The organism is Lysobacter sp. Root667, from assembly GCF_001427715.1.
Lineage (GTDB): Bacteria > Pseudomonadota > Gammaproteobacteria > Xanthomonadales > Xanthomonadaceae > Lysobacter.
On sequence record NZ_LMHF01000013.1, the window covers coordinates 160628 to 185621 of the forward strand.

34 protein-coding genes are annotated in these 24994 nt (G+C 67.9%); 30 read left to right on the plus strand and 4 right to left on the minus strand.

Going from position 1 to position 24994, the window contains the following annotated elements:
- Positions 1 to 25: 25 nt before the first annotated feature.
- Positions 26 to 652, plus strand: a complete 627-nt coding sequence (locus tag ASD78_RS13520) for a hypothetical protein (protein ID WP_156087752.1) — start codon at positions 26 to 28, stop codon at positions 650 to 652.
- Positions 653 to 669: 17 nt separating this feature from the next.
- Here the strand turns inward: ASD78_RS13520 and ASD78_RS13525 are convergent, their stop codons facing one another.
- The gene (locus ASD78_RS13525; protein ID WP_235566502.1) at positions 670 to 1119 is read right to left on the minus strand and encodes a hypothetical protein; all 450 of its coding nucleotides are present in this window, start codon (positions 1117 to 1119) and stop codon (positions 670 to 672) included.
- A 128-nt stretch (positions 1120 to 1247) separates the two neighbouring features.
- On the opposite strand from ASD78_RS13525, the gene ASD78_RS13530 reads away from it, so the two are divergent.
- The 28 genes from ASD78_RS13530 (at position 1248) to ASD78_RS13655 (ending at position 21783) form a co-directional block, all read left to right on the plus strand.
- Positions 1248 to 1517: a hypothetical protein gene (locus ASD78_RS13530; RefSeq protein ID WP_056102255.1), complete on the plus strand. Its 270-nt coding sequence runs from the start codon at positions 1248 to 1250 to the stop codon at positions 1515 to 1517.
- Positions 1514 to 2053: a RusA family crossover junction endodeoxyribonuclease gene (locus ASD78_RS13535; protein ID WP_082575625.1), complete on the plus strand. Its 540-nt coding sequence runs from the start codon at positions 1514 to 1516 to the stop codon at positions 2051 to 2053. The genes ASD78_RS13530 and ASD78_RS13535 overlap by 4 nt, the downstream gene beginning before the upstream one ends.
- 163 nt (positions 2054 to 2216) lie before the next feature.
- Positions 2217 to 2444, plus strand: coding sequence for a hypothetical protein (locus ASD78_RS13540; RefSeq protein ID WP_056102260.1), 228 nt, complete (start codon positions 2217 to 2219; stop codon positions 2442 to 2444).
- On the plus strand, positions 2441 to 2998 hold the full coding sequence (locus ASD78_RS13545; protein WP_056102262.1) for a hypothetical protein: 558 nt from the start codon (positions 2441 to 2443) through the stop codon (positions 2996 to 2998). The genes ASD78_RS13540 and ASD78_RS13545 overlap by 4 nt, the downstream gene beginning before the upstream one ends.
- Positions 2995 to 3120 (plus strand): hypothetical protein, encoded by a 126-nt coding sequence (locus ASD78_RS21700; protein WP_255355395.1) that lies wholly within the window; start codon positions 2995 to 2997, stop codon positions 3118 to 3120. Before ASD78_RS13545 ends, ASD78_RS21700 begins: the two co-directional genes overlap by 4 nt.
- Before the next feature lie 137 nt (positions 3121 to 3257).
- The gene (locus ASD78_RS21705) at positions 3258 to 3389 is read left to right on the plus strand and encodes a hypothetical protein (protein WP_255355396.1); all 132 of its coding nucleotides are present in this window, start codon (positions 3258 to 3260) and stop codon (positions 3387 to 3389) included.
- Positions 3386 to 3814, plus strand: coding sequence for an N-acetylmuramoyl-L-alanine amidase (locus ASD78_RS13550; protein WP_056102265.1), 429 nt, complete (start codon positions 3386 to 3388; stop codon positions 3812 to 3814). Before ASD78_RS21705 ends, ASD78_RS13550 begins: the two co-directional genes overlap by 4 nt.
- Positions 3814 to 4131 (plus strand): hypothetical protein, encoded by a 318-nt coding sequence (locus ASD78_RS13555; RefSeq protein ID WP_056102268.1) that lies wholly within the window; start codon positions 3814 to 3816, stop codon positions 4129 to 4131. The genes ASD78_RS13550 and ASD78_RS13555 overlap by 1 nt, the downstream gene beginning before the upstream one ends.
- Positions 4132 to 4139: 8 nt before the next feature.
- A complete protein-coding gene (locus ASD78_RS13560) occupies positions 4140 to 4619 on the plus strand; it encodes a hypothetical protein (RefSeq protein WP_156087754.1) in 480 nt (159 codons plus the stop codon).
- Positions 4620 to 4623: 4 nt separating this feature from the next.
- Complete coding sequence (locus ASD78_RS13565) at positions 4624 to 5019, plus strand: hypothetical protein (RefSeq protein ID WP_056102273.1); 396 nt, start codon at positions 4624 to 4626, stop codon at positions 5017 to 5019.
- Between the two features lie 2 nt (positions 5020 to 5021).
- Positions 5022 to 5384, plus strand: coding sequence for a hypothetical protein (locus ASD78_RS13570; RefSeq protein ID WP_056102275.1), 363 nt, complete (start codon positions 5022 to 5024; stop codon positions 5382 to 5384).
- Positions 5384 to 5812, plus strand: a complete 429-nt coding sequence (locus ASD78_RS13575; RefSeq protein WP_056102278.1) for a hypothetical protein — start codon at positions 5384 to 5386, stop codon at positions 5810 to 5812. The genes ASD78_RS13570 and ASD78_RS13575 overlap by 1 nt, the downstream gene beginning before the upstream one ends.
- On the plus strand, positions 5796 to 7229 hold the full coding sequence (locus ASD78_RS13580) for a phage terminase large subunit (protein ID WP_200944203.1): 1434 nt from the start codon (positions 5796 to 5798) through the stop codon (positions 7227 to 7229). The genes ASD78_RS13575 and ASD78_RS13580 overlap by 17 nt, the downstream gene beginning before the upstream one ends.
- Positions 7226 to 9145 carry a hypothetical protein gene (locus ASD78_RS13585; RefSeq protein ID WP_056102281.1) on the plus strand — a complete coding sequence of 640 codons (1920 nt, stop codon included), beginning with the start codon at positions 7226 to 7228 and terminating at the stop codon, positions 9143 to 9145. The genes ASD78_RS13580 and ASD78_RS13585 overlap by 4 nt, the downstream gene beginning before the upstream one ends.
- Positions 9146 to 9250: 105 nt before the next feature.
- Entirely contained in the window at positions 9251 to 9943 is a 693-nt protein-coding gene (locus tag ASD78_RS13590; RefSeq protein ID WP_156087755.1) for a hypothetical protein, read from the plus strand.
- 12 nt (positions 9944 to 9955) lie between these two features.
- Entirely contained in the window at positions 9956 to 11044 is a 1089-nt protein-coding gene (locus ASD78_RS13595; RefSeq protein WP_056102287.1) for a DUF4043 family protein, read from the plus strand.
- Positions 11045 to 11126: 82 nt separating this feature from the next.
- Positions 11127 to 11471 (plus strand): hypothetical protein, encoded by a 345-nt coding sequence (locus ASD78_RS13600; protein WP_056102290.1) that lies wholly within the window; start codon positions 11127 to 11129, stop codon positions 11469 to 11471.
- Positions 11449 to 11805, plus strand: coding sequence for a hypothetical protein (locus ASD78_RS13605; protein WP_056102293.1), 357 nt, complete (start codon positions 11449 to 11451; stop codon positions 11803 to 11805). The genes ASD78_RS13600 and ASD78_RS13605 overlap by 23 nt, the downstream gene beginning before the upstream one ends.
- Complete coding sequence (locus ASD78_RS13610; protein WP_156087756.1) at positions 11805 to 13208, plus strand: packaged DNA stabilization protein; 1404 nt, start codon at positions 11805 to 11807, stop codon at positions 13206 to 13208. Before ASD78_RS13605 ends, ASD78_RS13610 begins: the two co-directional genes overlap by 1 nt.
- Complete coding sequence (locus ASD78_RS13615; protein ID WP_056102299.1) at positions 13205 to 13759, plus strand: DUF6445 family protein; 555 nt, start codon at positions 13205 to 13207, stop codon at positions 13757 to 13759. Before ASD78_RS13610 ends, ASD78_RS13615 begins: the two co-directional genes overlap by 4 nt.
- Positions 13760 to 13766: 7 nt before the next feature.
- Positions 13767 to 14216: a GNAT family N-acetyltransferase gene (locus tag ASD78_RS13620; protein ID WP_056102303.1), complete on the plus strand. Its 450-nt coding sequence runs from the start codon at positions 13767 to 13769 to the stop codon at positions 14214 to 14216.
- A 2-nt stretch (positions 14217 to 14218) separates the two neighbouring features.
- The gene (locus tag ASD78_RS13625; RefSeq protein WP_056102306.1) at positions 14219 to 14836 is read left to right on the plus strand and encodes a hypothetical protein; all 618 of its coding nucleotides are present in this window, start codon (positions 14219 to 14221) and stop codon (positions 14834 to 14836) included.
- 1 nt (position 14837) lies between these two features.
- The gene (locus ASD78_RS13630; protein ID WP_056102309.1) at positions 14838 to 16331 is read left to right on the plus strand and encodes a hypothetical protein; all 1494 of its coding nucleotides are present in this window, start codon (positions 14838 to 14840) and stop codon (positions 16329 to 16331) included.
- Positions 16328 to 18454 carry a hypothetical protein gene (locus ASD78_RS21240; protein ID WP_200944205.1) on the plus strand — a complete coding sequence of 709 codons (2127 nt, stop codon included), beginning with the start codon at positions 16328 to 16330 and terminating at the stop codon, positions 18452 to 18454. Before ASD78_RS13630 ends, ASD78_RS21240 begins: the two co-directional genes overlap by 4 nt.
- Before the next feature lie 144 nt (positions 18455 to 18598).
- The gene (locus ASD78_RS13640) at positions 18599 to 19360 is read left to right on the plus strand and encodes a hypothetical protein (RefSeq protein WP_056102315.1); all 762 of its coding nucleotides are present in this window, start codon (positions 18599 to 18601) and stop codon (positions 19358 to 19360) included.
- A 3-nt stretch (positions 19361 to 19363) separates the two neighbouring features.
- Positions 19364 to 20857: a hypothetical protein gene (locus tag ASD78_RS13645; RefSeq protein WP_056102318.1), complete on the plus strand. Its 1494-nt coding sequence runs from the start codon at positions 19364 to 19366 to the stop codon at positions 20855 to 20857.
- A gap of 2 nt (positions 20858 to 20859) precedes the next feature.
- Positions 20860 to 21186: a tail fiber assembly protein gene (locus ASD78_RS13650; RefSeq protein WP_056102321.1), complete on the plus strand. Its 327-nt coding sequence runs from the start codon at positions 20860 to 20862 to the stop codon at positions 21184 to 21186.
- Between the two features lie 183 nt (positions 21187 to 21369).
- Entirely contained in the window at positions 21370 to 21783 is a 414-nt protein-coding gene (locus tag ASD78_RS13655) for a hypothetical protein (protein ID WP_156087757.1), read from the plus strand.
- A gap of 81 nt (positions 21784 to 21864) precedes the next feature.
- Here ASD78_RS13655 and ASD78_RS20785 read toward each other — a convergent pair whose 3' ends face one another.
- Positions 21865 to 22284 carry a hypothetical protein gene (locus ASD78_RS20785; protein ID WP_156087758.1) on the minus strand — a complete coding sequence of 140 codons (420 nt, stop codon included), beginning with the start codon at positions 22282 to 22284 and terminating at the stop codon, positions 21865 to 21867.
- A gap of 269 nt (positions 22285 to 22553) precedes the next feature.
- Between ASD78_RS20785 and ASD78_RS20790 the strand changes: the two genes are divergently transcribed.
- Positions 22554 to 23078 carry a hypothetical protein gene (locus ASD78_RS20790; protein WP_156087759.1) on the plus strand — a complete coding sequence of 175 codons (525 nt, stop codon included), beginning with the start codon at positions 22554 to 22556 and terminating at the stop codon, positions 23076 to 23078.
- 24 nt (positions 23079 to 23102) lie between these two features.
- Here ASD78_RS20790 and ASD78_RS13670 read toward each other — a convergent pair whose 3' ends face one another.
- A complete protein-coding gene (locus tag ASD78_RS13670; RefSeq protein WP_056102328.1) occupies positions 23103 to 23876 on the minus strand; it encodes a LytTR family DNA-binding domain-containing protein in 774 nt (257 codons plus the stop codon).
- The gene (locus ASD78_RS13675; RefSeq protein WP_056102331.1) at positions 23873 to 24982 is read right to left on the minus strand and encodes a histidine kinase; all 1110 of its coding nucleotides are present in this window, start codon (positions 24980 to 24982) and stop codon (positions 23873 to 23875) included. Before ASD78_RS13675 ends, ASD78_RS13670 begins: the two co-directional genes overlap by 4 nt.
- Positions 24983 to 24994: the final 12 nt, after the last annotated feature.

Here is a 24994-nt window from a genome sequence, read left to right on the forward strand (position 1 = left end):
GGCGCTGTGGGAGCGGATGCTCGGCATGTACGGCAACACCTGGGCCAGCCAGTTCGGCGTCGCAGCGACCGGCGTCGCCGCGCAGACCTGGGGCGCCGCGCTGGCCGGCCTGGGCCCTGACCAACTCGCCGAGGGCCTGCGCGCCTGCGTCGCCGAGGGCCGCGAGTTCCCGCCCAACGCGCCGCGCTTTCGCGCCATGTGCTTCGGCATCCCGTCGATCGAGCGCGTGCAGCTGGACCTGCGCAAGCCCGACACCGCGTCCCGGTTCGCTCGGGCCGTGTGGATGCACGTCGACGGCTACGCTTACCGCAGCGCCGACGGGCGCGGCCAGGACCGGCAGCTGCGCGCCGCCTACGACGTGGTGCACGCGGCGGTGATGGCGGGCGGGGCGCTTCCGCTGGCGCCGGCCGCGAACCTGGAGGCACCGAAGCCGCGCGCGCCGATCGTGACGCCGGGCGTCGCCGAGCGCTCGATGGCGGCCATCCGGGGAATCCTAGCGCCGACCGCCGAGGAGCGCGCCGCGGAAGTGGCGCGGCTCCAGGCCGAGGAGGAGCGCCGCGTCCTGCGGGAGCGCGCCCGTGCTGAGCTGGGCCTCAGTGCCTCCGAAAGCGGCTACCTGGACGACGCCGAGCTGGCGCGGGTGATGGAATGAGCGCGCTTCAGGCGACGCTAGAACAGCTCGACAACGTCTTTGGCCGCGGCTCGGACGCGCGCGTCCAACTCTTTGAGGATCTCCAAAGCTTCAGTGTCGTCCGGTTCGGGATCTTGCTGGCGCCGCTTGTAGTAAGCGTCAGCCTGAGCCTGGCAGGCAGCGCCACAGGCCAGCGACGAGCGGACTACGAGCTGGACCGCCTCGGCGGCGGCCCCGAGCTCATGCAGGCGCCCGACGTTCTCCTGAAGAATCGTCCCTGGGATTACGTCTTCGATCGAATTTGTCCACCAGGTGGGTCTCGGCTCGTAGTCGGCCAACAGGGTCTTGAGCCGTTTTTCGAAGTTCAGCAAAGACGGCAGAATCGTGAGGGCCAAGCTACGTGCCCGCGCGATGTCGGAAGCGGCACGATCCCGGTTGGCCTCGCGGCGCTGCCACCAGGCGATCCCGATGGCTGCCAGGATCGCCACGATGCTGCCTATCGCTTGGGTCCAGGCTGCCAAATCCGTGCTTGCACTCGCGCAGTCGCCCGCCATCGTCACGTCCTCCCCAAAGGTGCCCCCAGCATAGCCGGCCGCCACCGGCAGGCGAGGGCGGCATGAACTGGCACTTCGCCCCCGAGCGCCCCACCGAGCCCGGCCTGTACGTGGTCGTCGACGACTGCGCCGGCGCCTGCCCGCGCCTGATGACCTGGTCTCGCGAGTCCACCGCCTGGCGCCTGGGCGCGCGCGTCGAGCGCGTCGACGCCTTCCACGGCCCGATCCCCGCCGTCACCTTCCCGCACGCCGAGGTCGAGCGCTTGTTCGCGCCGCCGGCGCGCGAGGTTCCCCTGCGCCAGCAACGCCCCCAACGGAGCAACCGCCGATGAGCATCACCCTCGTCCTCCCGTACCCGATCAGCGCCAACCGCTACTGGGCGACCCGCGTCATCGCCCGGCCCAAGAAGCCGCCGCACAAGCCGCTGGCGATGACCTACGTCACCCCGGAAGCGGTCGACTACAAGTCCGAGGTCAGCAAGCTCGCGCTCGAGGCCGGCATCCGCGCGCCAATCACCGGACGCGTGCGCATCACCCTGCGCCTGTTCCCCTCCCGGCCCCAGGACTGGGCCCGCCGCGCACGCAAGGACCCTGACGGCTGGGACGACACCGTCCAGTGCCTCGACCTCGATAACGCTCGCAAGGTCGTCTATGACGCGCTCAAGGGCGTGGCGATCGAGGACGACAAGTGGGTCCGCCAGGACGCCGCCGAGCGCTGCGAACCTGACGAACTGGGCGCCCGCGTCGAGGTGACCATCGAGCCGATGCAGGTCGCTCCCATCGCTCCCCAGCTGTTCCACGAGGAACCGGCGGCGCCGCCCGTAGCCACCGACATCGCGTGCGCGCCTGCGCGCGAGGAGGCCGCTTGAGCTGGCTCTGCAGGGTGGGGCTACACCGCTGGAAGCCGATCTGTCGGCCGCTGGCTCGGCCACGGCTGGTATCGATGGTCTTGGGCTGGATGCTGTTCACCTTCTGGAAGCACTGGTATCAGGTCGGCCGGCGCTGCAAAAACTGCGGCGCACGGAGGTCGGCATGAGCGACCCGACGAAGCTGCGGACGACGCGATCGATCCTGCCGGAGGAGACGGCCGCGCTCCTGCGCCGACTGGCGGAGAAGGCCGACCGCGGCGAGATCATCGCCGTGACGGTGATCAGCGAGTACCCGAACGGCTGCTACGGCATCGGCGGAAGCCGGACCCTGTCGCGGCTGCAGACGATGGGTGCGCTGCTCGACGCGGCGATCATGCGGAGCCAGGAATGACCCCTGAGGAACTCGAGCTGCAGCTGCTCCGCTGGGGCCGCGCCTATGGCGAGGAGCGCCCGGACGAGTGGGACGAGGCCGAAAGCCTGACCGGCGACAGTCCGACGGCGCGCGGTCTGGACTTCGCGCCAGGCACCCGCGATGCGGCGGTTCGCCGGCTGGCCTCCTTCGACCGCGGCGGCGTCGGCCGGCGGGCCCTGATGGCGTTTGGCGTGCTGGCCGCCTCGGACGACAACCCGCGGCCGGTGCTCCCGGCCTGGGCCTGCGACCCGGTGCCGGCGAGAGAGACGCGCAACCGCTACGCCGCCGCGCCGCGCTACGACTCGACCTTCACCGCCGAGACCGAGCGCGTCCAAACCGCCTGGCTGACGCTGCGCAGCTTCAACGTTCTGGAGGCCGAGTGCCTCCGGGTGCAGTACCAGGTCCGGGCGATGACCCAGCGGGAGAAGGCCGAACTCGTCAGCCACAACGTCGTCGACGCCGTCAGCCTGAAGCGGTTCAAGGACGAGTTGCGCCTCGCACGGACCTGGATGCACGCGAGGCTGTCGCGATGACCCCATCTATCATCCTGGGCGCGCTCGTCGGCATCCTCGTCGGTCTGGTACTCGGCTGGATCTACCTCGAGTGGGACCATCGCCGGATCATGCGGCTGATGCGCGAGGGGAAGTGGCCGTGATCGTGCCGCTTGACGAGTACGTACCGCCGGAGTAAAAAGCGCGCATCGTCAAGAATTGTCCTCGCGGCTCGCCCTCACCGGCGGGCCGTTCGCGTTTCTGAGCCCCGCGCCGCGGCGGCATCGCCGGAGTTTCCCCCGTGATTTCGACCATCAAGCGCGCCCGCTCAGTGCAGGCGCGGCGCCAGGCTGCGGGCAAGAAAGGCATCGCGGCCGCCGTTCGCCGGTTCCTGCGCCGCACCGGCTACACCGCCAAGGACCTGGGCAAATGAGGGCGATCACCGGACTCGTCGTTCATTGCAGCGCCACGCCGGCAGGCAAACCCTTCCGCGCTGCCGACATCGATCGCTGGCACCGCGAGAAGGGCTGGGACGGCATCGGCTACCACTTCGTGATCCCGCTGGATGGCAGCGTCGAGCCGGGGCGGCCGCTGGACGAGGCAGGCGCCCACGTCGAGGGCCATAACCGCGACACGATCGGGATCTGCCTGATCGGCGGCGTCGACTCGACCGGCAAGCCCGCTGCCACGTTCAACGAACGCCAGTACGACGCGCTCGAACTCCAGCTACGCGGCCTGCGCGCCAGGTTCCCCGCGGCGAATATCCTCGGCCATCGCGACTTCCCGAACGTCAAGAAGGCCTGCCCGAGCTTCGACGTCCGCGCCTGGTGCCGCCTGCGCGGCCTGGACCCGAAGTGATGGAGGAGACCGCGCCCTGGTGGATGGCCGGTGGCCTGGCCGCGTTCTGGATCGTGCGCGAAACGTGGGGTGCCGTGCTCTCGCGCAAGAAGGAACGCACCGAGACCGACGCCAACATCGACCTGCTCACCGGCTTGGTGTCCCGCGTCAAGTCGCTGGAAGAGGCGCAGGCCGCCATGACCTCCCAGCTGCACGAGGAGGTCCGCCTGCGCATGACCGCTGAGGAGGAGGCGCACCGGCTGCGCCTGCGTGTCATCACCCTGGAGTCGGCCATGCGCGGTATCGGCGCGGTGATCCCCGAGGACCCGAAGCGATGAGCCGCGGATTGATCGACCTGCTCGGCGGCGTGCGCGCAACCGTGTTCGCCGGCCTGGCCCTCCTGCTGCTGGTGCTGGCCGGCGTGCAGTCCTGGCGCCTGGACTCGGCCCAGGACACCAACAAGGCGGCCAAGGCACAGGCCCAGGCCGACCTGCTCGCCGCCACCGAAGCCGCGCGCAAGCGCGAAGGCGACTGGGCCGCGGCCGTCTACGACATCACTTTCGACCTGGTCTCCAAGGGGCTTGCCCGTGAACGCGAAACCGCTGCTGCTGTCGCTGACCTGCGCCGCGGCGCTCTCGTCGTGCGCCCACGCCTTACCTGCCGTGTGCCCGACGCCGCCCAAGCCGTCGCCGGCGTTCATGGTGCCGAGGCCGGCGGTCTATCAGTCGAAGATGCGGAATTTCTGCTGCGAGTCGGGGCCGACGCCGACGGTGTCGCCGACCAGCTCGCCGCCTGCCAGGCCTACGCGCGGGCAGTGAGCGAATAATTCGATGCCCTGGATCAACGCCTTTGCGATCGGATCGTGCTCCGTCGAGGTCTATCGCGCGTCGGGCGAGGAAGGTCTGCCGATCCTCATCCCCGAGGGCGACTACGTGGCCGAGGGCATCACGGTCGAGGTTTCCGAAACCGGCGTCGTGACATTCTCGGCTCCGGACATCGGCAGCAGCGGCTACCGCTACCACGTCCGCGTGGTGCCGAGCTTCAACACGACGCAGCGCCGCGCGCGCCTGGTCGATGCCGTAGCGCTCGACGAGAACCCGGATTTCCGCATTCCGATCTGGAGCGCCGGCGAGTTCGAAGACACGCCGACGTACCCGTTCGAATTCACGCCGGCGGGCGCGGCGTGGACCTGGGCCGGCTGGTCTGCCGGTCGATTCGGAGCCTGACCGTGGCCTTCGTCCTGCAGTTCGCGCTCGAGATCGAGACCGCGGCTTCCCGGCTCGTCGCCATCCTGCGCACGTTCCAAGCCTTCCGCGGCTCCGACAATGAGTTCGCGACGTGGGTGCGTGACGACGCCGGCAACGTCGATTTCACCGGCGCAACGCTGAGCGTCACCGCCTACTACTACGACGGCAGTGCCATTCGCCGCGAGTTCGAAGCCACCAGCTCGGAAGCCGGGCGCGTTGAGTTCGCGATCGCGCAGACGGACGCCGCACGCCTCCTGCCTTCGGGCCTGTACCGCCTTGAGCTGCGGGCCGTGCGCGCGGGTGTGTCGCGGACGGTGCAGGTCGGCATCCTTGAGGTGGTGTGATGGCCCGGCCGACCACGTACACGGCCGAGGCCGCAGAGGAGATCCTGCGTCGCCTCGGCGAGGGCGAACCGCTCGCCTGGATATGCCGCGACGACGCCATGCCGGCGACGCGCACCGTGAGCGACTGGAAGCGGGCCTTTCCGGAGTTCGCGGCCGATTTTCTGGATGCTCGCGATAACGGGTTCGACGTGATCGCCTACCGGTCGCGCCTGACGGCCCGGGGCCTGCAGGCTGAGAAGGGCGGGGAGTCTACCGGCGACGTCTTCCGCGACCGCCTCATCGTCGAGCAGGAGAACAAGCTGCTCGCGAAATGGGACCCGCGGCGCTACGGCGAACGCCAGACTCTGGAGCACACCGGCGCCGAGGGTGGCCCGTTGCGCGCCGTCCTGAACGTGACGATCGGCAAGGACGGTGGAAGCGGCGATTAACCTCGCGCTGCACGCAAAGCAGGGCGAGGCGTTTCTAACGAGGGCGACGGAAGTCCTCTACGGAGGGGCGGCGGGCGGCGGTAAGAGCCACCTGATGCGCACGGTGTCGATCTCCTGGTGTGCCGCGATCCCGGGCCTGCAGGTCTACCTGTTCCGTCGCATTCGCGACGACCTGGTTAAGAACCACATGGAAGGCCCGAACGGCTTCCACGCGATGCTGGCGGCCTGGAAGCTCGCCGGTCTCTGCACGATCGTCGAGGACGAGATTCGGTTCTGGAACGGGTCAAAGATCTACCTGTGCCACTGCAAGGACCCAAAGGACGTCTACAAGTACCAGGGCTCCGAGATCCACGTCCTGCTGATCGACGAGGCCACGCACTTCACCGAGGCGATGTATCGGTTCCTGCGCAACCGCGTGCGCATGGTCGGCATGTACGTCCCGGAGGAGTATGCGGGGTGCTTCCCGCGCATCCTGCTCGGCGCCAACCCCGGCAACATCGGGCACGCCTGGGTCAAATCGACGTTCGTCGATTTCGCTGCGCCGATGGAGCTGCGCCAGGCAGCCAACGACGATGGCGGGATGCTCCGCCAGTACATCCCGGCCAGGCTCTCGGACAACCCGAGCATGGCGCGGGACGATCCCGGCTACGAGGCGCGTCTGTCGGGCTTGGGGTCGGAAACGCTGGTGCGCGCGATGCGCGACGGCGACTGGGACGTCATAGAAGGCGCCTTCTACACCGAGTTGAGCCGCGCGGCACACGCGCTGCGACCATTTTCGGTCCCCAAGAACTGGTTGCGCTTCCGCTCATTCGACTGGGGTAGTGCCAAGCCCTTCAGCGTCGGTTGGTGGGCGGTGGTCGGCGAGGACTTCGACGTCCAGGGCAAGACGCTGCCGCGCGGCGCGCTGGTCCGCTACCGCGAGTGGTACGGCGCCGCCGGCCCGAACATCGGCCTGAAGCTGACAGCCGGTGCTGTGGCGCGCGGCATCAAGGAGCGGGAAGGGGAGGAGCGGATTGCTTACGGCGTCGCTGACCCCTCGATCTGGAAGGTCGACGGCGGCCCCAGCATCGCGGAGCGAATGCTTGCCGAGGGCATCACGTTCAAGCCGGCCGACAACAAGCGTGTCGCGGGCTGGGACGAGTTGCGCGGCCGCCTGAAGGGCGAGGGCGGGGCGCCGATGCTCTACGTGTTCGACACCTGCAAGGACTGGTGGCGAACGATGCCGGCGCTGCAGCACGACAAGCACCAGGCGGAAGACCTGGATTCGTCCATGGAAGACCACGCTGGCGACGAATCGCGCTATGCGTGCATGAGCCGCCCCTGGACGCCAACCGCTGACACTGCGAAACGCGCACGCGCCGATGACTACGGCGACGACGACCTGGACGACGAAGAGGGCAATTGGAAAACGCGATGAACGATACCGCCTACGGCACCAAAGCCACCGCCGCGAAGCCCGTGCGGGAGGTCGACCGGCTGCTGCTCCAGTTCGAGGAATCGTTCGACCAGACCCAGAATGAGCGCAAGTTGTCGGAGCGCGATCGCGACTACTACGACAACAGCCAGCTGACCGACGAGGAGTTGGCGACCCTGGCCAAACGCGGTCAGCCGCCGGTGATCTCCAACCGCATCGGCCCCAAGATCGACGCGCTACTCGGCCACGAGAAGCGCATGCGGACCGATCCGCGCGCCTACCCGCGCACGCCGCAGCACCAGGAGGACGCTGAGTCGGTCACGGACGCGGTGCGGTTCGTCTGCGACAGCAACCGATTCAGCGAAATCCGCTCCTCGGTTGCCGAGAACGTGTTCATCGAGGGCATCGGCGCCGCGACCGTGACGGTCCGCATGGTGAACGGCCAGCCCGAGGTCGAGATCACCGACATCCCCTGGGATCGCTTCTACCGCGATCCGCACAGCCGCCGGCCGGACTTCTCCGACGCCGACTTCATGGGCGTGGTGCTGTGGATGGACGAAGCCCGCGCGATCGGCATGTTCCCGGACAAGAAGGACATCATTCAGGGCTGCTACACCGAAGGCGTCAGCATCGGCGACACCTTCGACGATCGGCCGAAAGTCACCTGGTCCGACGAGAAGCGCAAGCGCATTCGCGTGCTGCAGCACCGCTGGATCGAGGGCGGAAAATGGATGACCGCGGTCCTGTGCCGCAGTGGCTACCTGCGTGATCCGCAGGTTTCGCCCTACCTCGATGAGGCCGGTGTCCCGCAGTGCGACATCGTCGCGACCAGCGCCTATGTCAATCGGGAAAACGAGCGCTACGGCGTCGCGCGGCGGCACATCAGCGCCCAGGACGAGATCAACAAGCGACGCTCGAAGGCACTACACCTGCTGAACAGCCGCCAGATCATCGCCGAGAAAGGTGCAGTCGAGAGCGTGCCGCAGGCGCGCCGCGAAATGGCGAAACCGGACGGTTACGTCGAGGTCGTGCCGAACATGCGGTTCGAGACCGTCGACGCGCCGGGCCTGGTCGAGGGGCAGTTCCGTCTGCTCCAGGAATCGAAGGCCGAGATCGATGCCAGCGGCGTCAATCCCGCGCTGGAAGGCGACACCCGCGCGCCATCGGGCCGCGCGCAGGAGATGCTCACCGCCGCCGGCCTGGCCGAAATGGCGAAGCCGTTCGAGGCGGTCAAGAACTGGAGCTGGCGCGTCTATCGCCAGGTGTGGCTGCGCATCCGCCAGTACTGGACGGAGGAGCGCTGGATCCGGGTGACCGACGATGACCAGAACTTGCGCTGGGTGGCGCTCAACCGGCCGATCACGTTGGCGGACCAGATGCGCGCCGACGCGGAGCAGGGCAAGCCGGTTGCACCGCTGCCGCCCGGTGATCCGCGCCTCAACAAGGTGGTTGGCCACCAGAACAAGCTGGCCGAGCTGGACGTCGACATCATCCTCGAGGACGGTCCGGACTCGATCACCATCCAGAGCGAGCAGTTCGACGCCCTGGTCGAAATGAAGAAGGCCGACCCGGCTGCGATTCCGACCCGCGCGATCATCGAAGCGTCCAGTCTGCGCAACAAGGACAAGATCCTGGAGCACTTGGACAGCAACGGCGTGCCCCCGCAGCTGCAGAAGCAGATGCAGCAGGCCCAGGAGCATGTCGAGCAGCTCGAAAAGCAGCTGCGCGAGGCGCAGGAGCAGCTTGCCGACCGAGAGATCGAGCGCAAGAAGTTGGAAATCGAGGCCTACAAGGCCGAGACCGATCGAATTCAGGCGTTGAGGCCATTGCCTCCGCCACGAGGTGACATCGCCGACCCAAACCAGCCGCCGCAAGGCGGCTTTTTCATGGGCGACGACCAGCAGGGCATGCCGCAGTAGCGGCACCGGACGCGCACGGCTTGGCGCGATACGTGACGACGGCGGACGGTCGAGTGGAGAAGTGTGATGGGTGAGCAAGAGCGCGATTTCCTGGAGGACGAGACCATGGACGAGCAGCCGGCCCCGCCGGCGCCCGAAGTGGTCGAAAAGGTCGAACCTGCGGCGCCGGCCCAGCCGGCCGCCGCACCCGAAGCGACGACGGCTTCGGACACCCCCGAGGAGCGTGTCCCTCTGGCCGCCCTGATGGCGGAACGCGACAAGCGACAGGAGCACGAACGGCGCCTCAAGGAGGCCGAGCGCGAGCTGGAAGCGCTGCGGAAAGGTCAACAGCAGCCGGCAGAAGTGCCGAGCTTCTTCCAGGACCCGGAGCAGCACGTTCGGCACGTGGTGCAGACCGTGGAAGCCAGCGCGAACGATCGGCTGTACGCCGCTCTGGAAGCGTTGGTCCGCGAGACGCATCCGGACTACGACGAGGTGTTCAAGGAAGTCGAGGAGCACGCCAAGAGCAATCCGGCGATCACCGCCTCGATCTTTGGCAGTCCCAACCCCGCGTTGGCGGCCTACAAGCTGGGCAAGCAACTGCGCGAGACGCGCCAGCTGCTTGAGGACCCGGCCGGCTACCGCGCGAAGGTGGAGGCCGAAGTCCGCCAGCAGCTGGAGAAAGAAGCTGCCGACAAGGATGCCGCGCGCAAGAAAGTCGCCGACGAGCTGCCGCCCGACCTGACCAACACCCGGAGTGCGAAGGGTGATGTCCCGCTGCCTCCGGAATCCGTTTTCGACGAAATCTTCAAGCCTTAAGGGGCACAAGCCATGACCGACACCACGATTTCCCTATCGAACAGGGTCAAGCAGTGGTCGCGCGACTTCTTCAAAGAGTACGTGCGCGCCAACCGCTTCAAGCGCTACATGGGTAGCGACGAAAACAGCATCATCCAGGTCAAGAACGACCTGACCAAGAAGAAGGGCGACGCGATCACGATCCCGCTGATCGGCGCTCTGGACGACACCGGCGGTCCGAACACCGGCTCGACCACGCTGGTCGGCAACGAAAAGGCGCTACCGAACGAAGGCCACCAGATCAAGGTGGGCGTCGTCCGTGATGCCGTGGTAGTCAACGTGGAGGAGGAACAAGCCTCCCCGATCGACATCCTCAATGCCGGTCGTGTTTCGCTGAAGGCGCTGGCGATGCGCTACCTGCGCACCGCGATCATCAACGCCCTCGGTTCGATCCGCGGCATCGTCTACGCCACGGCCACCGAGGCCCAGCGCGACGACTGGAACACCGACAACGCCGATCGCATCCTGTACGGCGCCGACATCGGCAACCGGGTCGCCGGAGACAACTCGGCCTCGATCCTCGCGATCACCGCGGCCGAGACCTTCAACCGCGCGATGGTGTCGAAGCTGAAGCGCATTGCCCAGGACGCCAAGACGGTCAACGGCGACGGCATCCGGCCGTACACCTACGGCGAGGACGAGGAGACCTACGTCATCTTCGCGGGTACCCGAGCCTACCGCGACCTGAAGGCCGACATGGCCACGGTGCACGAGCAGGCCCGCGAGCGTGCGAAGACCAACCCGCTGTTCACCGGCACCACCTCGCTGTACTGGGATGGCGTTGTCATCCGCGAGATCCCGGAAATCCCCGACCTTGGCGCCGTCGGCGATGCCGGCGCGCTGATCTCGCCGGTGTACCTGTGCGGTGCGCAGGCGCTCGGCGTGGTGTGGGCGCAGACCACGAAGGCCACGACCCGCAAGGAAGACGACTACGGCTTCAAGCACGGCGTCGGCTTCATGGAGATCCGCGGCGTCGAAAAGATCCTGTGGGATCAGGACAGCGCCAACTCCAAGGACTGGGCGGTGGTGACCGGCTTCGTGGCGGCCGCGGCCGACGCGTAAGCGAACAGCACCGCGCGCCAGCGCGGAGTCAACAAGGGCGGGTGGCGTGAGCTGCCCGCCCTTTCTTTTGGGAGCAATCAACGTGTCCAAGAAGCCCAAGTCCGAAGCGGAGACCTCGAACACCGAGGCCGCTACGACGACCACCGCCACGCCGGCCGAGAACGCGCCGGAATCGGCGAACACCGACAGCAGCACGCCTGCCGTCACCGATACGCCGCCGGAACCGGAAGCCGCGGTCGTACCGGCCGCCGGTCAGCCCGCGCCGACCGCATTCCTGGCCGCGTACGTCGACGACCGCGACGAGGTGACCTTCCGCGGATACCGCTTCCCGAACGGTGTCGACGTCGAGGTCAGCGAGGCGGTCTGGACGAAACTGCAGGATCACCCCTGCTTCGTGGTGAGCCGTGGCCACGTTCACCAGGGCTGAGCTGCGCAATCAGGTCCTGGGGCGCCTCGGCGTCTATGACCCGAACGTCGCGCCTACGGCTGCGGACGCCAAACTCGTCGACGACTCGATCCAGAACGTGCTCGAGGAGCTGTACACGGACGGTCTGATCCCGTTCGACGTCGACACCGACGCGCTTCCGTCGCCCTACATGATCCCGCTGTCGTTCATTGCAGCGCAGCCGCTTGTGCTCGATTTCGGCGTTTCGCAGCGCCAGGACCAGATCGATGCCGGAACTGAGCGCGGAATGCGGCGCCTGCGCCGTCTGCGCGCCGCGCCGTACGTCGGCGGCACGGTCAAGTCCGAGTACTACTGATGACCTGGCAGCCCATTCCCGTCGTCGGCGGCGCGTTCACCGACGACGCCAGGCCGTTCGCGTGCCAGGACACGGTTAACTGGCTTCCGGTGCGAGCTGAACGGCCTGGGGCGCGCGCGGATTGGATGCTCCGCGGCCGGCCGGGGCTGGTGCATGTCGTCACGCCTCAGGCCGCGCCGGTTCGCGGCGCGCACGACGCCGAGGGCAAGTTCTTCTCGGTCGTCGGGAACAAGGTCTACCGGATCAATCTCGATGCGACGGCAACCGAGGTCGGCACGCTTCCCGGGGTGGCGCGGGTCTCGATCGCGCACAACCAGATCACCGGCGGGAACGAGGTCGTGTTCGCCAACGGCGACGCTGGCTACCTCTACAACACCGCGACGAACACCTTCGGCAAGATCACCGACAGCGGCTTCCCTGGCGCGCGCGTGGTTGGCTTCGTCGACGGCTACATCGTCTTCGTGGAGCCGCAGGGCCGCTTCTGGGGCTGGTCTGACCTGGCCGCCGGCGGCTCTTACAACACCCTGGACCGGTCCGAAGCCGAGTCGCAGCCGGACAAGATCGTCACGCTGATCGTGTCGCACCGCGAGGTGCTGGTGCTGGGCCAGCGCACGGGAGAGTTCTTCCGCAACACCGGGGCCACCACAGGCACGTTCCAGCGCATCGACGGCACCGAAATGGAGGTCGGGTGCGCGGCTCCGTTCGCGGTCGGCCGACTCGACAACAGCGCCTTCTGGCTAGGCCACGACGGGATCGTGTACCGCCTCAACGGCTACCAGCCGGTGCGGATCAGCACGGACCCAATCGAGCAGGTTATTGCGAAGCTCGATTTCGCCAAGGCCTTCGCCACGGTCTGGGAGGACCGCAGCCACAAGGTCTTCCTCCTGACCTTCCAGGACGGCCAGACCTTCGGCTACGACGTCTCGTCGGGCGAATGGACCCGCTGGGAGAGTTACGGCCTGGCGCGCTGGCGGCTCAACACGCTGACCCGCTGGAACGGCGACTGGTACGGCGGCGACTACTCGAACGGCAAGATCTACCGCCTCGACTGGGAGGTGATGAGCGAAGACGGCGCGCCGCTCGTGTCCCGCCGCCGGACTGCGGTCGCGCACGCCGAAGGCAATCGGATCGTCGTTGCCGCGGCCAAGCTGGTGTTCGACGTCGGGCGCAGCGGAGTCGGCAACGCCGATCACTTCTGCAGCGTCCGCTACAGCGACGACGGCGGCCACAACTTCAGCGACGCTCGCGTGCTGTCGATCGGCGCCGCCGGCGCGTACCGCCAGCAGGTCGAAATGCGCCGCCTGGGCCAGACGATGCAGCGGGTCTGGGATATCGAAGTGGCCAGCCCCGCTAAACGCGACCTGATCGCCGCCTCGTGGATGCCCGAGGTCTGCCAGGCATGAGCGAGCGCAGCATTTTGGTCGTCGACGATTTCATGCCCGACGGCGGCGCGGTGCGCGCGGCCGGCTTGGCGGCGCCTTTCGTAGATTGGCCCGGCCCGGATGGCGAGGTTTACCGCCGCGTCTGCCTGACCGAAATTCCCGGGCTGCAGGACCGCGTTGAGGTCGCGATGGGTCGCTCGGTGGCCATGCACGGCATGGGCTTCCGGCTGAACTTCGCCGGCGAGCTGCCGAATGCGGCGATCCACTCCGACATGGGGTGGGGCACGCACGCGCTCGTGCTGTTCCTGTGCGAAGGCGAGGGCGGAACGGCCTTCTGGCGCCACCGCGCTTCCGGCGCGCACCGCATCGAGCCCGGCGACGTCGACCTGTTCGAGCAGATCCGAGGCGACTGGGACGACGAGTCGAAGTGGGACCGCGAGGAACTGGTCCCGGTCAAGTTCAACCGCGCGCTCATCTACGAGTCCGCGCTTTTCCACTCCCGTTATCCCTTCGCCGCGTTCGGCGACGGCTATGCCGACGGCCGACTGATCGCCGTCGCGTTCTTCTCCTGAGGTTCGCATGCCCATCCGCAACGCCACCACGGCCGACATTCCGGCCATCGTCGCCATGAGCGAACGGTTCTACGCCACGACGACCTACCGGACCTTCGCGGCGTTCTGTCCTGAGACCGTTGCCGAGCTGGCACACACGCTGATCGACCGCGGGATCGTGCTGCTCGCCGAAAACGACGCCGGCGAGGTCATCGGCATGGTCGGGCTGTTCGTCGCCCCCTTCATGTTCAACCGCGACCGCTGCGCGGCCTACGAGGTCATGTGGTGGGTCAATCCGGACGCCCAGGGCGCCGGCGCCGGCAAGGCACTGCTCGCCGCCGTGGAGCCCGCATGCCGCGCCGCCGGCTGCCACGCCGCGCAGATGGTCCATCTGTCCACCAGCCCTCCGCAGGCCGCCGCGCTCTACGAGCGCCTCGGCTATGCCCACTCCGAAACTTCCTACACGAAGGTGCTCTGACCATGGCCGTAGTCACCGGAGCCGTCATCGCCGCAGGCACGACCGTCTATGCCGCGAACCAGGCGAAGAAGGGCGCGCAGGGCGCTGCCAACGCGACCCGCGACGCCAACAACGCCGCGATCGGCGAGCAGCGCCGGCAATTCGACATCACCCGGGGCGACATGCAGCCCTGGCTCAACGCCGGCACGAATGCGCTGGACATGCAGCAGCGCTACCTCAATGGCGACTCCAGCGGCTTCGAGAACTCGGCGGACTATAGGTTTGCCGTCGACCAGGGCTTCAAGGGACTCGACCGGGGGGCCGCGGCGCGCGGCGCGCTCTACTCCGGCGGCGCCGACGCTGACCGCATCGCGCTCGGGCAGGGCCTCGCGAGCCAGTACGGCGACAAGTACTACTCGAAGCTCGCCGGTCTCTCGAACACCGGGCAGGGCACGGCAACGCAACTGGGGTCGTTCGGCCAGACCAGCGCTACGAACATCGGCAACCTGCTCCAGAACACCGGACAGGCGCGTGCGTCGTCCTTCCAGAACCGCGCCGACACCAATTCCCAGCTGGCCTTCGGGCTCGGCGGCCTGCTGAGCAGCGGGCTCAATCAGTGGCAAGCGAATAGGGGCGGCTGACGTGGCGACGAACCTCCTGGCGGGACTGGAACACATGCAGCAGCAGGCCGACCGCGGCCGCGCGATGGGCAAGGAAAGCCGGCTCAATCGCCTCGCGAGTCAGGCCTACGGCGCCGCGCCGGAGCAGCGCCGCCAGGTGCTGCAGGACGCGATCGCGACCGATGCGAACTCCGGCATGGCGCTCGGCCGCGCGCTCGAGTCCGACGACGACCGCCGCAATAAGCAGCTCGTCAATATGGCGAAGCTGTTGACGGGCGCGCCGGAAGACTATCGCGAAGGCGTCTACCAGCGATTGCGGCCCGAACTCCAGCGGCTGGGCCTCGGAGCGACTCCCGAGAACTACACGCCCGAGGTCGGTCAGCTCGCTGAGCAGCTCGTGTCGGCTTGGTCCCCCGATAGCGCCGGCAACGTGCAGTCGACGTACATCAACCAGGCCGGCGAGCGCGTCGCGATCATGCGCGATGGAACGCAGCGCGTCCTCGGAGCTGCTGAGAATCGCCTACAGCTCCGCGATCAGCCGGGCATTGCCCCGGGCGCCTTCGATCCTCGCACGGGCACGATTCGCCCGGCGGTGGACGCTGGGGCAATGCCGCAGGCGCAGCCGGGTATGCAGAACGTACGATATGTCACCGACGATGGGTCGCAGATCCCGCCGGAGGAGCAGGCGATCGCTCAGCGCGCCATGCAGGCGTCCGCGCGTGGCGAAGCGTTCGACATGCCCGTCGGAGGCTCCACGGCGCCTTCCATGGTGCCTGCACTTGGAACCGGATCTGCCGCTGCTCGCCCGGCGATTGCACCGGCTGAGCAGCAACGTCTACTGCTGGCCGAGGAGGCCAACCAGCGAGCAAACAGCGCCGAACAGCGTGCCGCTGAGGCTGCGCGACTGGCCGCTTATCAGCGGTCTCTCGGCAACGCCCCTGCCGGATTCCGATTCAAGCCGGACGGCACGCTTGAGCCTATCCCGGGCGGTCCGAAGCCGGCCGGTGCCGCGGCCAGCGAGGACGAGCGCAAGGCGGCCGCGTGGCTGGCCCAGGCCGAGAACTCCTACCGGAACATGGCGACCATCCTGCAATCCGACGAATCCGCCGACGATCCTGGCTTCATCGAGAGCTACGTACCCTGGGACGAGGTCGCCAACCGCTCGCGCAGCGACTCGCGCCAGCGATATGTGCAGGCCGCGTCATCGCTTTCCGAGGCTTTGCTGCGCGCAGCCACGGGCGCCGGCATCACGCGCGACGAGGCGACGCAGAAGGTGCGCGAGCTGACCCCCCAGCGCGGCGACTCGGATGCGGTGAAGCAGCAGAAGCTGGCCGCAATCCCGGTCTACATCGCCGCGCTCCGCCAGCGCGCCGGTCGCGCCGCTCCTGGCGCACAGCCGAACCAGGCAGCACCGCAAGCTCAGCAGGCTCAACAGTCCGCCGCGGCACGCGCGCGCAATCCTCAGACCGGAGAGGTCATCGAGCTGCGCAACGGCCAATGGGTGCCCGTCCGATGAGCACACCTCCGCTTCCGCCTGGATTCGTGCTCGATTCCGCGTCGCAGCGTCAGGCGCCGTCTGGCCAGTTGGCGCCGGGAAACATCGATCTTGGCCGCCGACCTGTCGTGCGCAATCAGGACGGCACCATTTCGACCGTACGGTCGATGTCCGCGAATTTCGACGGCGAAGAGGTGTTGATTCCGACGGTCAGCGACGACGGCCGGATTCTGTCCGAAGACGAAGCGGTCGACGTGTACCGGCGGACCGGTCGTCATCTCGGCAAGTTCTCCACGCCTGATGCCGCTACTGCGTACGCGCAGAGCCTTCACGAGCAGCAGGCGAAGCTGTATGCCGGCGCCGGATCAGCGCCCCCCCTGCCGCCAGGCTTCGAACTCGAACAACCCATCAACGACTGGGACGGAGAGCCAGTCGTAGCCGATTTCAGCGGAATCGATGTCCGCTCCACGATGGACTCGACGGAGCCGCTGCGCCGCGATCGCTCCGGCATGACGATGGAGCAGCGGTACGCAGCCGCCGGCATCGATCCGAACCAGTACAGCGCCATCGACAGCACCTCCCAGGTCGACCGCGGCCGCGCCGGCTTTGCCAAGGCCTTCGTCGACACCCTCCGCGGCGTGCGCCAGCTCACGACCAACAGCGCGGGCAGCCAGGTCGCCGCCGGCGCGCAGCTTCTGGATCGTGCCGGTCTGCCTGCAGCTGCGGGTTTCGCGCGGGACCAGATCCTGCAGCCGATCGCCGCCAGTGGCGCGGCTCAGCAGCAGGGCATCGACGAAGCCTCGCGGATCGATCGACCGCTGATGCAGACCGGCGCCGGCATCGGCGGCAACATTGCCGGGCAAGTCGCGCAGGCTGCCATTCCTGGAGCCGGCGTGGGGCGAGCCTTCGGTGCCGGTAGCCGACTGGCGGTGCTGGGCCAGGCCGCGGCCCGCGGCGGAGCGTTCTCCGCGGCGCAGCCGGTCGCGACCGGCGAAAGCCGCGCCGGCAATGCGGCGATCGGCGCAGCCGCTGGTGCTGGCGGTCAGGTCGTCGGTAGCTCGCTCGGTCGCCTTGCGCGTGGTGCGCGCGATGCGATCGACCCGCTTAAGCGTCAGCTGGCCGAACGCGCGCAGGCCGCCGGCATCCCGCTGCACCTGTCTCAGCTGCTGGACTCGATTCCGGCGAAGACCGCAGCTTCGTTCGCGAAGTACGTGCCGTTCTCGGGCGCCGGCAAGGCCGCAAAGAACCAGCAGGCGGCGTTTAACCGCGCGATCGCACGCACCTTCGGCATGGACGCGGACAGCCTGGGTGACGACGTGATCGCCGGCGCCAAGAACCGCTTCAACGATGGCTATGGCAAGATCTTCGACGACGTCGAGGTCGTGGCCCGTCCCGATACTCTGCGGCGCATGGCGGCAATTGAGGCCGACGCGGCCAAGAACCTGACCGCTGACGAGGCGAAAATCGTCTCGAACCAGCTGGATCGCATCCTCGACGACCTCGGCGACGGTGCGATGTCGGGCCGCAAGTATCAGTCGTTGCGTTCGACGCTCGGCGGCGTCAAGCCTGGTACGGACGTCGGGCGCTACGTGGCGGAGCTGCGCCGCGAATTGATGGGCGACGCGGCAGAATCGCTCAGCCCTGTTAAGGCGCGCGCACTCGCAGCGCTGGACCAGCAGTACAACAACTTCAAGGTCGCGGAAAAGCTACTGCGCCAGGTGGCCGGCGCAGGCGGCGATGTCAAGCCGTCCAGCGTTTGGGCTGCAGTCAACCAGCGCGGCCCGAAGGCGACCAAGGAAATGCGCGAGCTGGCCCAGATCGGCCAAGTCCTGCTCAAAGACCCGATTCCGGATTCCGGCACTGCGGGTCGAGTGTTCACCGGTGGCTTGATGACCGGCGGCGCTGTCCCGTTGGGCGGCGCGCCGGCCGCGATCGCCGCATTGCCTTTTGCTGCCGCCGCGGGCCGCGGCTTGAACAGCCCGCAGTTCGCGAACTACCTGCTATCGGGCGCGGGTCAGCCGCTGCAGGGGCTCGCGCGCCTGGCTCGCACGGCTCCGGTACTGCTGCCCGCCGTTGCTCGAGGATCGCAGGTCGGTAAGCAGGAGCCGCCGAAGCCGCCCGTCCGGAAGGCGCCGCCAAAGTAGGCGGTACGCGCGTTTTCCGGGGAACAGCAACAGCCACCAGATCGCCGGTCCAAGGATCGGCGTCAACGCCATGGCCCAAATCTTCGGGTCGTCCATTTCAAGCCCCGCGCCCCGTCGCGGGGCTTCGCTTTTGGAGGTTAACAGATGGCCTACAGGGTCACGGATCCGCTCGTCGCCAACCTGGACCAACTCGGTCGCGTCGCCGCTGGCGGCCGTCTGGAGTTCTACCTGGCTGGCACCACCGACCCCAAATCGGTGTATGCCGACAAGGATCTCACCATCGACAACGGGTCGACCGTCCAACTCGACTCGGCCGGGCGACAGACGGCCGACAGCTGGGGGTCGGGCAGTTATCGCGTGCGGCTCTATGACGTGAACGGTGCGCTCGTAAAGGAGGTCGACGACGTCGACGACCCGGCCGCAAGCACGGGCGCGGCGATCCCGGCCCTGATCGCCAGCGCGTTCCTGACCAACGACGGCGCGAACCTGATCTGGCAGCTGATCAACCAGGTTCCGGACCCGACCGGTTCGAACGGCAAGGTCCTCGGCACCGACGGCAGCGTGTTCATTTGGCAGGACCTGCCGGCGAGCGGCGTCACGCCCGGCACCGGCCGCATCCAGCTCGGTAACGTGCTGTTGCAGTACGGCACCGATTCCATGCCGGCGTCTGGCACCTACGTCACCAACAAGGCCTTCAACTTCCCGACGGCCTTCGGCGGCGCGCCCTACCACGTCGCCATGTCCTACAACGGCGGCTCCGGCGTCGCTGCTGCCGGCGGCATCCCCGCGTTCTCGGTGACCAACCGGACGACCACCGGCGCGACCGCCTGCGCCGACTTCAACGAGTGGGGCAACATCACCAACCCCATCCCGTTCACCTGGTTCGCGATCGGTCCGGCGCCGTAACGCATGGCTCTGTCGCCGATCCCGAAGCAGGGCCAGGCCTTCGTCGGCCAGGGCGACCAAGCTACCGCGCCGTTCTACCTGTGGCTGTCGTCGCTCGACCGCGTCGTGCGCGAACTGGTCGACGGCAGCACCGGTGGGGGCGGCACCTTCCTGCCGACCACCACCCAGGTACAAGGCATCGTCTCGATCGTCTCGATCGGCACCCTGGCCGGAGGGGTGGTGCAGCTGCGCCTCCAGAACGACGCGGCCGCGCCCGGCAACACGACGGCCTACGGCACCAACGGCGCCGGCGCGAAGGGCTGGTTCCCGATCGCGGACGCGGTCGCGGTCGCGGCCGGCCAGCTGACCAAGGCGGTCGGCGGCGATGGCGTGAGCACGTTCGGCCTGGCCGACGTCGCCGACGCCGGCGGCGGCACGCTGCAGCGCACGCAGTTCGACGCGAAGGGCCGCAAGACCGGCACGTCGGTCGCGACGACCGACGACCTCGCCGAGGGCGCCGGCAACCTGTACTTCACGACCGAGCGCGCGCAGGACGCCACTGGCGCCATGGCCGCGAACTCGGCGAACGTCACCCTGGCCTACGTCGACGCCACGCCTTCGCTCACTGCCGACCTGACGAACACCGCGGTCGCCGCCGGCAGCTACGGCAGCGCCAGCCAGATCGCGACGTTCACCGTCGACGGTAAGGGCCGGCTCACTGCCGCCGGGCAGACGGCCGTCAGCAGCGCGGCCATCACGCACAACAGCACGACCGGGCTCCAGGGCGGCACCGCCGGCGAGTACAACCACCTGACGAACGCGCAGGTCGACAAGCTCGATGACCTGGTCGCGCCGAAGGGGCAGATCCTCGGGCTGGGCGTGGCCTGGGACAGCACCACCGGCGTCACCGTGGCGTCCGGCGCCGCCTACCTCGAGGGTGAAGGGAGGGTGATCGAAGTCCCGAGTGCGCTGGTCGCGTCCGGCCTGGCGCTGGCCGCGACCACCTGGCACCACGTCTACCTGTACCTCAGCTCCGGTACCCCGACGCTGGAGTTCTCGACCACGGCGCCGGCCGCGCCCTACGACGGCACCGCCCGCAGCAAGACAGGCGACACCTCCCGTCGCTACCTGGGCAGCCTGCGCACCGATGGGGCTGGGAACATCTTCAACTTCCTCCAAGTCGGCGACCTCGTCCTCTACCGCGAGCAGCTCGACGCCGCGCCGTTCCGCCTGGTCGCGAACGGCACGGCGACCACGACCACCGCGGTCAGCGCCGCAGCGATCGCACCAGTCACCGCCCGCGCGGTCCTGCTGCGCGTGTTCAACCTGTCGTCGGCCGCTGGCCTGCAGACAGGCACCAGCGACGGTTCGGCGAGCATGTTTACGTTCAACCCCGGCGACCAGGTCTTCCTGACCCACCCGGTCAATACCTCGCAGGAGATGACCTACGCATTCCTCGCGGTGCCGTCGCCGCTCGGCACCTACATCGACGCCACCGGCTACCACTACGAGCGCTGACCATGTACGCGATCACCGCCACCGGCTACCGCGCGATCTCGCGCCCAGAGGACGCACAGGCGGGCGAAACCGTCGTGCTGGCGCTGCCGCCGCTCGTCCAGCGTGTTGCGAGGGGCGGATTCCTGCGCGCCCGCCGCAACCGCATCCTGCGCAACTCGGACTGGACCCAGGTCACGGATGCGCCGATCACCGTCGCGCAGCGCACCCAGTGGGCCACGTACCGCCAGGCACTGCGGGACCTGCCGAATGCCCCTGGCTTCCCCGATACCGTCACCTGGCCGCAAGAGCCGGGCCTCCCCGACGGCGCCGCAAGCGTGCCGATCCGCTGACGGCCGAATCAGACTTTTCCTACGCCTCGGCGCGCAATGCGCCGACTGCGGCCACCAGCCGCCTAGGCGACTCTATCCCTGCCGAGCGCGGGCCCTAGGCCGCTCAACCGCGCGGACCCTGAGCAAGTCCACCATCGGCCGAACGGTCGCAGTCCCTGAGACGGCCGGCGCTATCCTGGCGCCATGGCCCGCCCCGACCCACCCAATCCATACCGCTACTTGACCCTCGGTGCTCTGGGCGATGCGCTCATGACGCGTGCCGGCGATCTGATGGAGGGACGGCGCGTAGGTCGCCGGGACACTGCTCATTTGCTCATCAGCGCAGGCCATGTCGTCCGGCCAGAGGTCGGCGCGCCGGGGTTGCCGCGAGCCCGTGTGCTCTCGGGCGAGGCCGGCGTGTTCGAAGCCTTCCGGGGGCAGTTGAACGACGAGCAGCGGGCCATCCGCTACAGGCTCGTGAATCTTGCCTTGGATGCCGTTGACTGGCCCATCCAGCAGCGCGGCAGGCTGGCCGCCATGGCCGCGGAGAGCGACGAGGGATTCGCCGCGGCTCTCCGCGAGGTCGACGCGGAACGGGCCAGGGAGCCGAAGCAATGATCGCGGCCGCCCACTATCAGGACATGGCGCACCCGCTCCGCAATCGACCACACCCCCTTGCTGCGTAAGGCTCTCACGAGGTCACGGGGTGACCGTTTGCGGAGCGGCACAGGCGCTGAAACCCTTATCCAGCAAGGACCCTGGCCCGGACTTAAAATCCGCCGGCCGCAAGGCCATGCCGGTTCGAGTCCGGCTCCGGGCACCACGACGCGATTCCCGATTGCGGGGCTCCATCGCGGCTTCATGCACGCGCTGGCTCCCGCCGCGCTCATGCACGGCGAACGGCAAGTTGCGAGCGCTGCCGTCCGCGTCCAGCCATGCACATGACCGCTGGTTCGGAACATGGATCTGGTCGATACCGTGGACGATGACGTCGCTCGATCCGATATCGGCCGCGATGACCGATGCGATCCGCGAGTAATGCAGGATCGAGCGCGACGGTAGCCTCCTGCGGTTGCAGGAGACGCAAGGCTCAGAGCAAAAAGGGATGGCATGCTGCACGGCTGAGTGGCCGTTACGACCTCGCGTCGTAGCCCCTCCCGGCTTGCATGCATGGACGTTCCATTTATCGGTGCTCTGGACGGCGATATCGCGACGATATGGGTGCATCGTTGCGCACCGGAACGGTCGCATCTGGCGATCGGGCGAGCTTTACCGTCGGTCCGAAAGTTCGACGGTGTAAGACGCTTGGTGGTAGCTTGAAACTGCCTTCAAGGGCTGCGGCACACCATGTGCCACGGGATCTTGTCCGCTCGTAGCGAGACGATCTCATGAATCCGCTCAAGCGTCATCGCGTCGTCCGCCATGCAGTTGCGTCTGCCGGCGAGGCCGACCGCTATTCCAGTCCCGCCATCGAATCGGCGGAGAACGAAAGGCCGGCCCCCGCCGTTGCCGGGCATGGTTCGCTCCAATCTTTCCAGCCGATTCCTTCGTTTCGCCGCACACAGGGGGTAGCCATGTTCCAGAAGAACGACGGCGAGTTCGCATTCGCATTCGCCGGCTACGGATCGTCGCATCAGGACAAGCTCACGCCGACAGTCGAGGCGGGAGACCAAGTGATACTGCGCGTCGACGCCGGCGACGAGCTTGCTCACCAGCTGATCGTCCGGGTGCGCACCGCCGCCCATGGGCAGAGCTACATGGGCGCCGTCGAGGGCTTCGAAGACCCGACCGAACGCGTGCAGGGTTTCCCGCGCGGGCACATCGTCAAGTTCGCGCACGACGAGATCCATTTCTGCGACAAGTCCGGGACGCGTACGCCGGATCGCAGCCCCAGCAGGCGCGAATCGGTCTAGGCCGGCGATCCGGCTTGCGCCGGATCATTCCTGGCGCGTCGTCGCCAGGCGCAGGAAAGTCTCGTGCTGATAGCGGCTCATGCGCAGCTGCTGGCCGGTGTCCATGGTGACGACGTGGTGGCCGTTGAACCACGGATGGATGGCCTTGACCCGGCGGACGTTGACGATCGCCGAGCGGTGGACGCGGGCGAAGCGGCGCGGGTCCAGGCGCGCGGCGAGCGTGGCCATGGTCTCGCGCAGTTCGTGGACGCGGTCGGCGAGGTGGATCTGCACGTTGTTGCGGCTGGCCTTGATCCAGACGATATCGTCGACGGCGACGAAGACCACGTGCTCGTCGACACGCACCGGGATGCGCTCGAGGTAGTCGTCGCGTTTGCGCAGGGCATCCAGCGCCTGCAGGATCTGCGCCGCCGAACGCGCATCGGCGCCGGCGCTGGACAGGCGCGCCTTGGCGCGCTGCAGGGTGGTGGCGAAACGTTCGCGACTGAACGGCTTGACCAGATAGTCGACCGCATTGGCCTCGAAGGCGCGCACCGCGTATTGCTCGTAGGCGGTGACGAAGATCGTCGCCGGCATGTGCTCGGTACCGATGCTGGCGATCACGTCCAGCCCGTTCATCGCCGGCATCTGGATGTCCAGGAACACCAGGTCCGGCCGTTGGCTGCGCAGCGCGATCACCGCCGAGGCGCCGTCGCCGCATTCTCCCAGCAGTTCTATCTCCGGATCCTCGCGCAACAGGCGCACGATCGCGCGGCGCGCGATCGGCTCGTCGTCGACGACCAGGGCCGAGATGCTCATGCGGGCACGTGCTCCGGTATGTCGTCGGTTTCCTCGATCTCGCGGAACGGCAGGCGGATGCGGCAGGCCACCCCGCTCGGGTAGATCATGTCGAGGCGGATCTGCGCGGCGTCGCCGTACAGCTCCTTGAGCCGCAGTCGCGTGTTGGACAGGCCGATGCCGTGACCGAGCGGGTCGCCGCCTTCCTCCAGCGTGCTGTTGCGGTTGCGTACGTCGATGCACAGCTGGCCGTCTTCGCGCCGGCTCTCGATCTCGACGCAGTCGTCGCCCACCCGCCGGCCGATGCCGTGGCGGATCGCGTTCTCGACGATGGGTTGCAGCAACAGGCTCGGGACCGCGCAGTCCAGGGTGTCGGGGGCGACGTAGATCTGCGTGCTCAGCCGGTCCTTGAAGCGCATGCGCTGGATGCCGAGGTAGAGGTCGAGCAGGGCCAGTTCGCGGCGCAGGCTGATCTCCTGGCCGTCGTAGTCTTCCAGGAAGGCGCGCAGCAGCTCGCTCAGGCGCAGCAGCATGTCCTCGGCCGTCAGGGTGTCCTCGTCGAGCAGGGTGACGATCGCGTGCAGGGTGTTGAACAGGAAGTGCGGCTGCAACTGGGTCTTCAGCACCTGCAGACGCGATTGCGCCAGCTCGGTCGCCAGCCGGCCAGCCTCGAGTTCGCGGCGCGCCTGCTCGGCGCGGAAGTGCAGGGCTTGCTGGATCGCGAGCAGGGCCCAGTAGGTGAGCAGGCCGGTGGCGGCGTGTTTGGCGAAGAACTGACCGAACTGATCGGCGAACGAACTCGATTCGGTAACGCTCGACACCAGTGCGCCAATCACCAGCGCCAGCAGAGTCACGCCGACGCTGGCGGGCAGTTGCATGCCCAGAGAGCGCAGGCGCAACGGCGGCTGGATCGGGTGGCGTTCGGCCAGTCGGAACACCAGCGGCGCGAGCGCCGCCCAGGTGTACCACTGGATCATCGACCAGCGCAGGTAGTCGAACAGCGACCAGGTATTGCCGTTGTGCGCGTCGTGCACGAAGCCCTGCAGCGCGAACGCCAGCACCACCGCCGACCACAGGGCGAGGTAGCGCGACAGGGCGATTTCGGTGCTGCCGAGGCGGATCGTCATCGGGTACGGCCG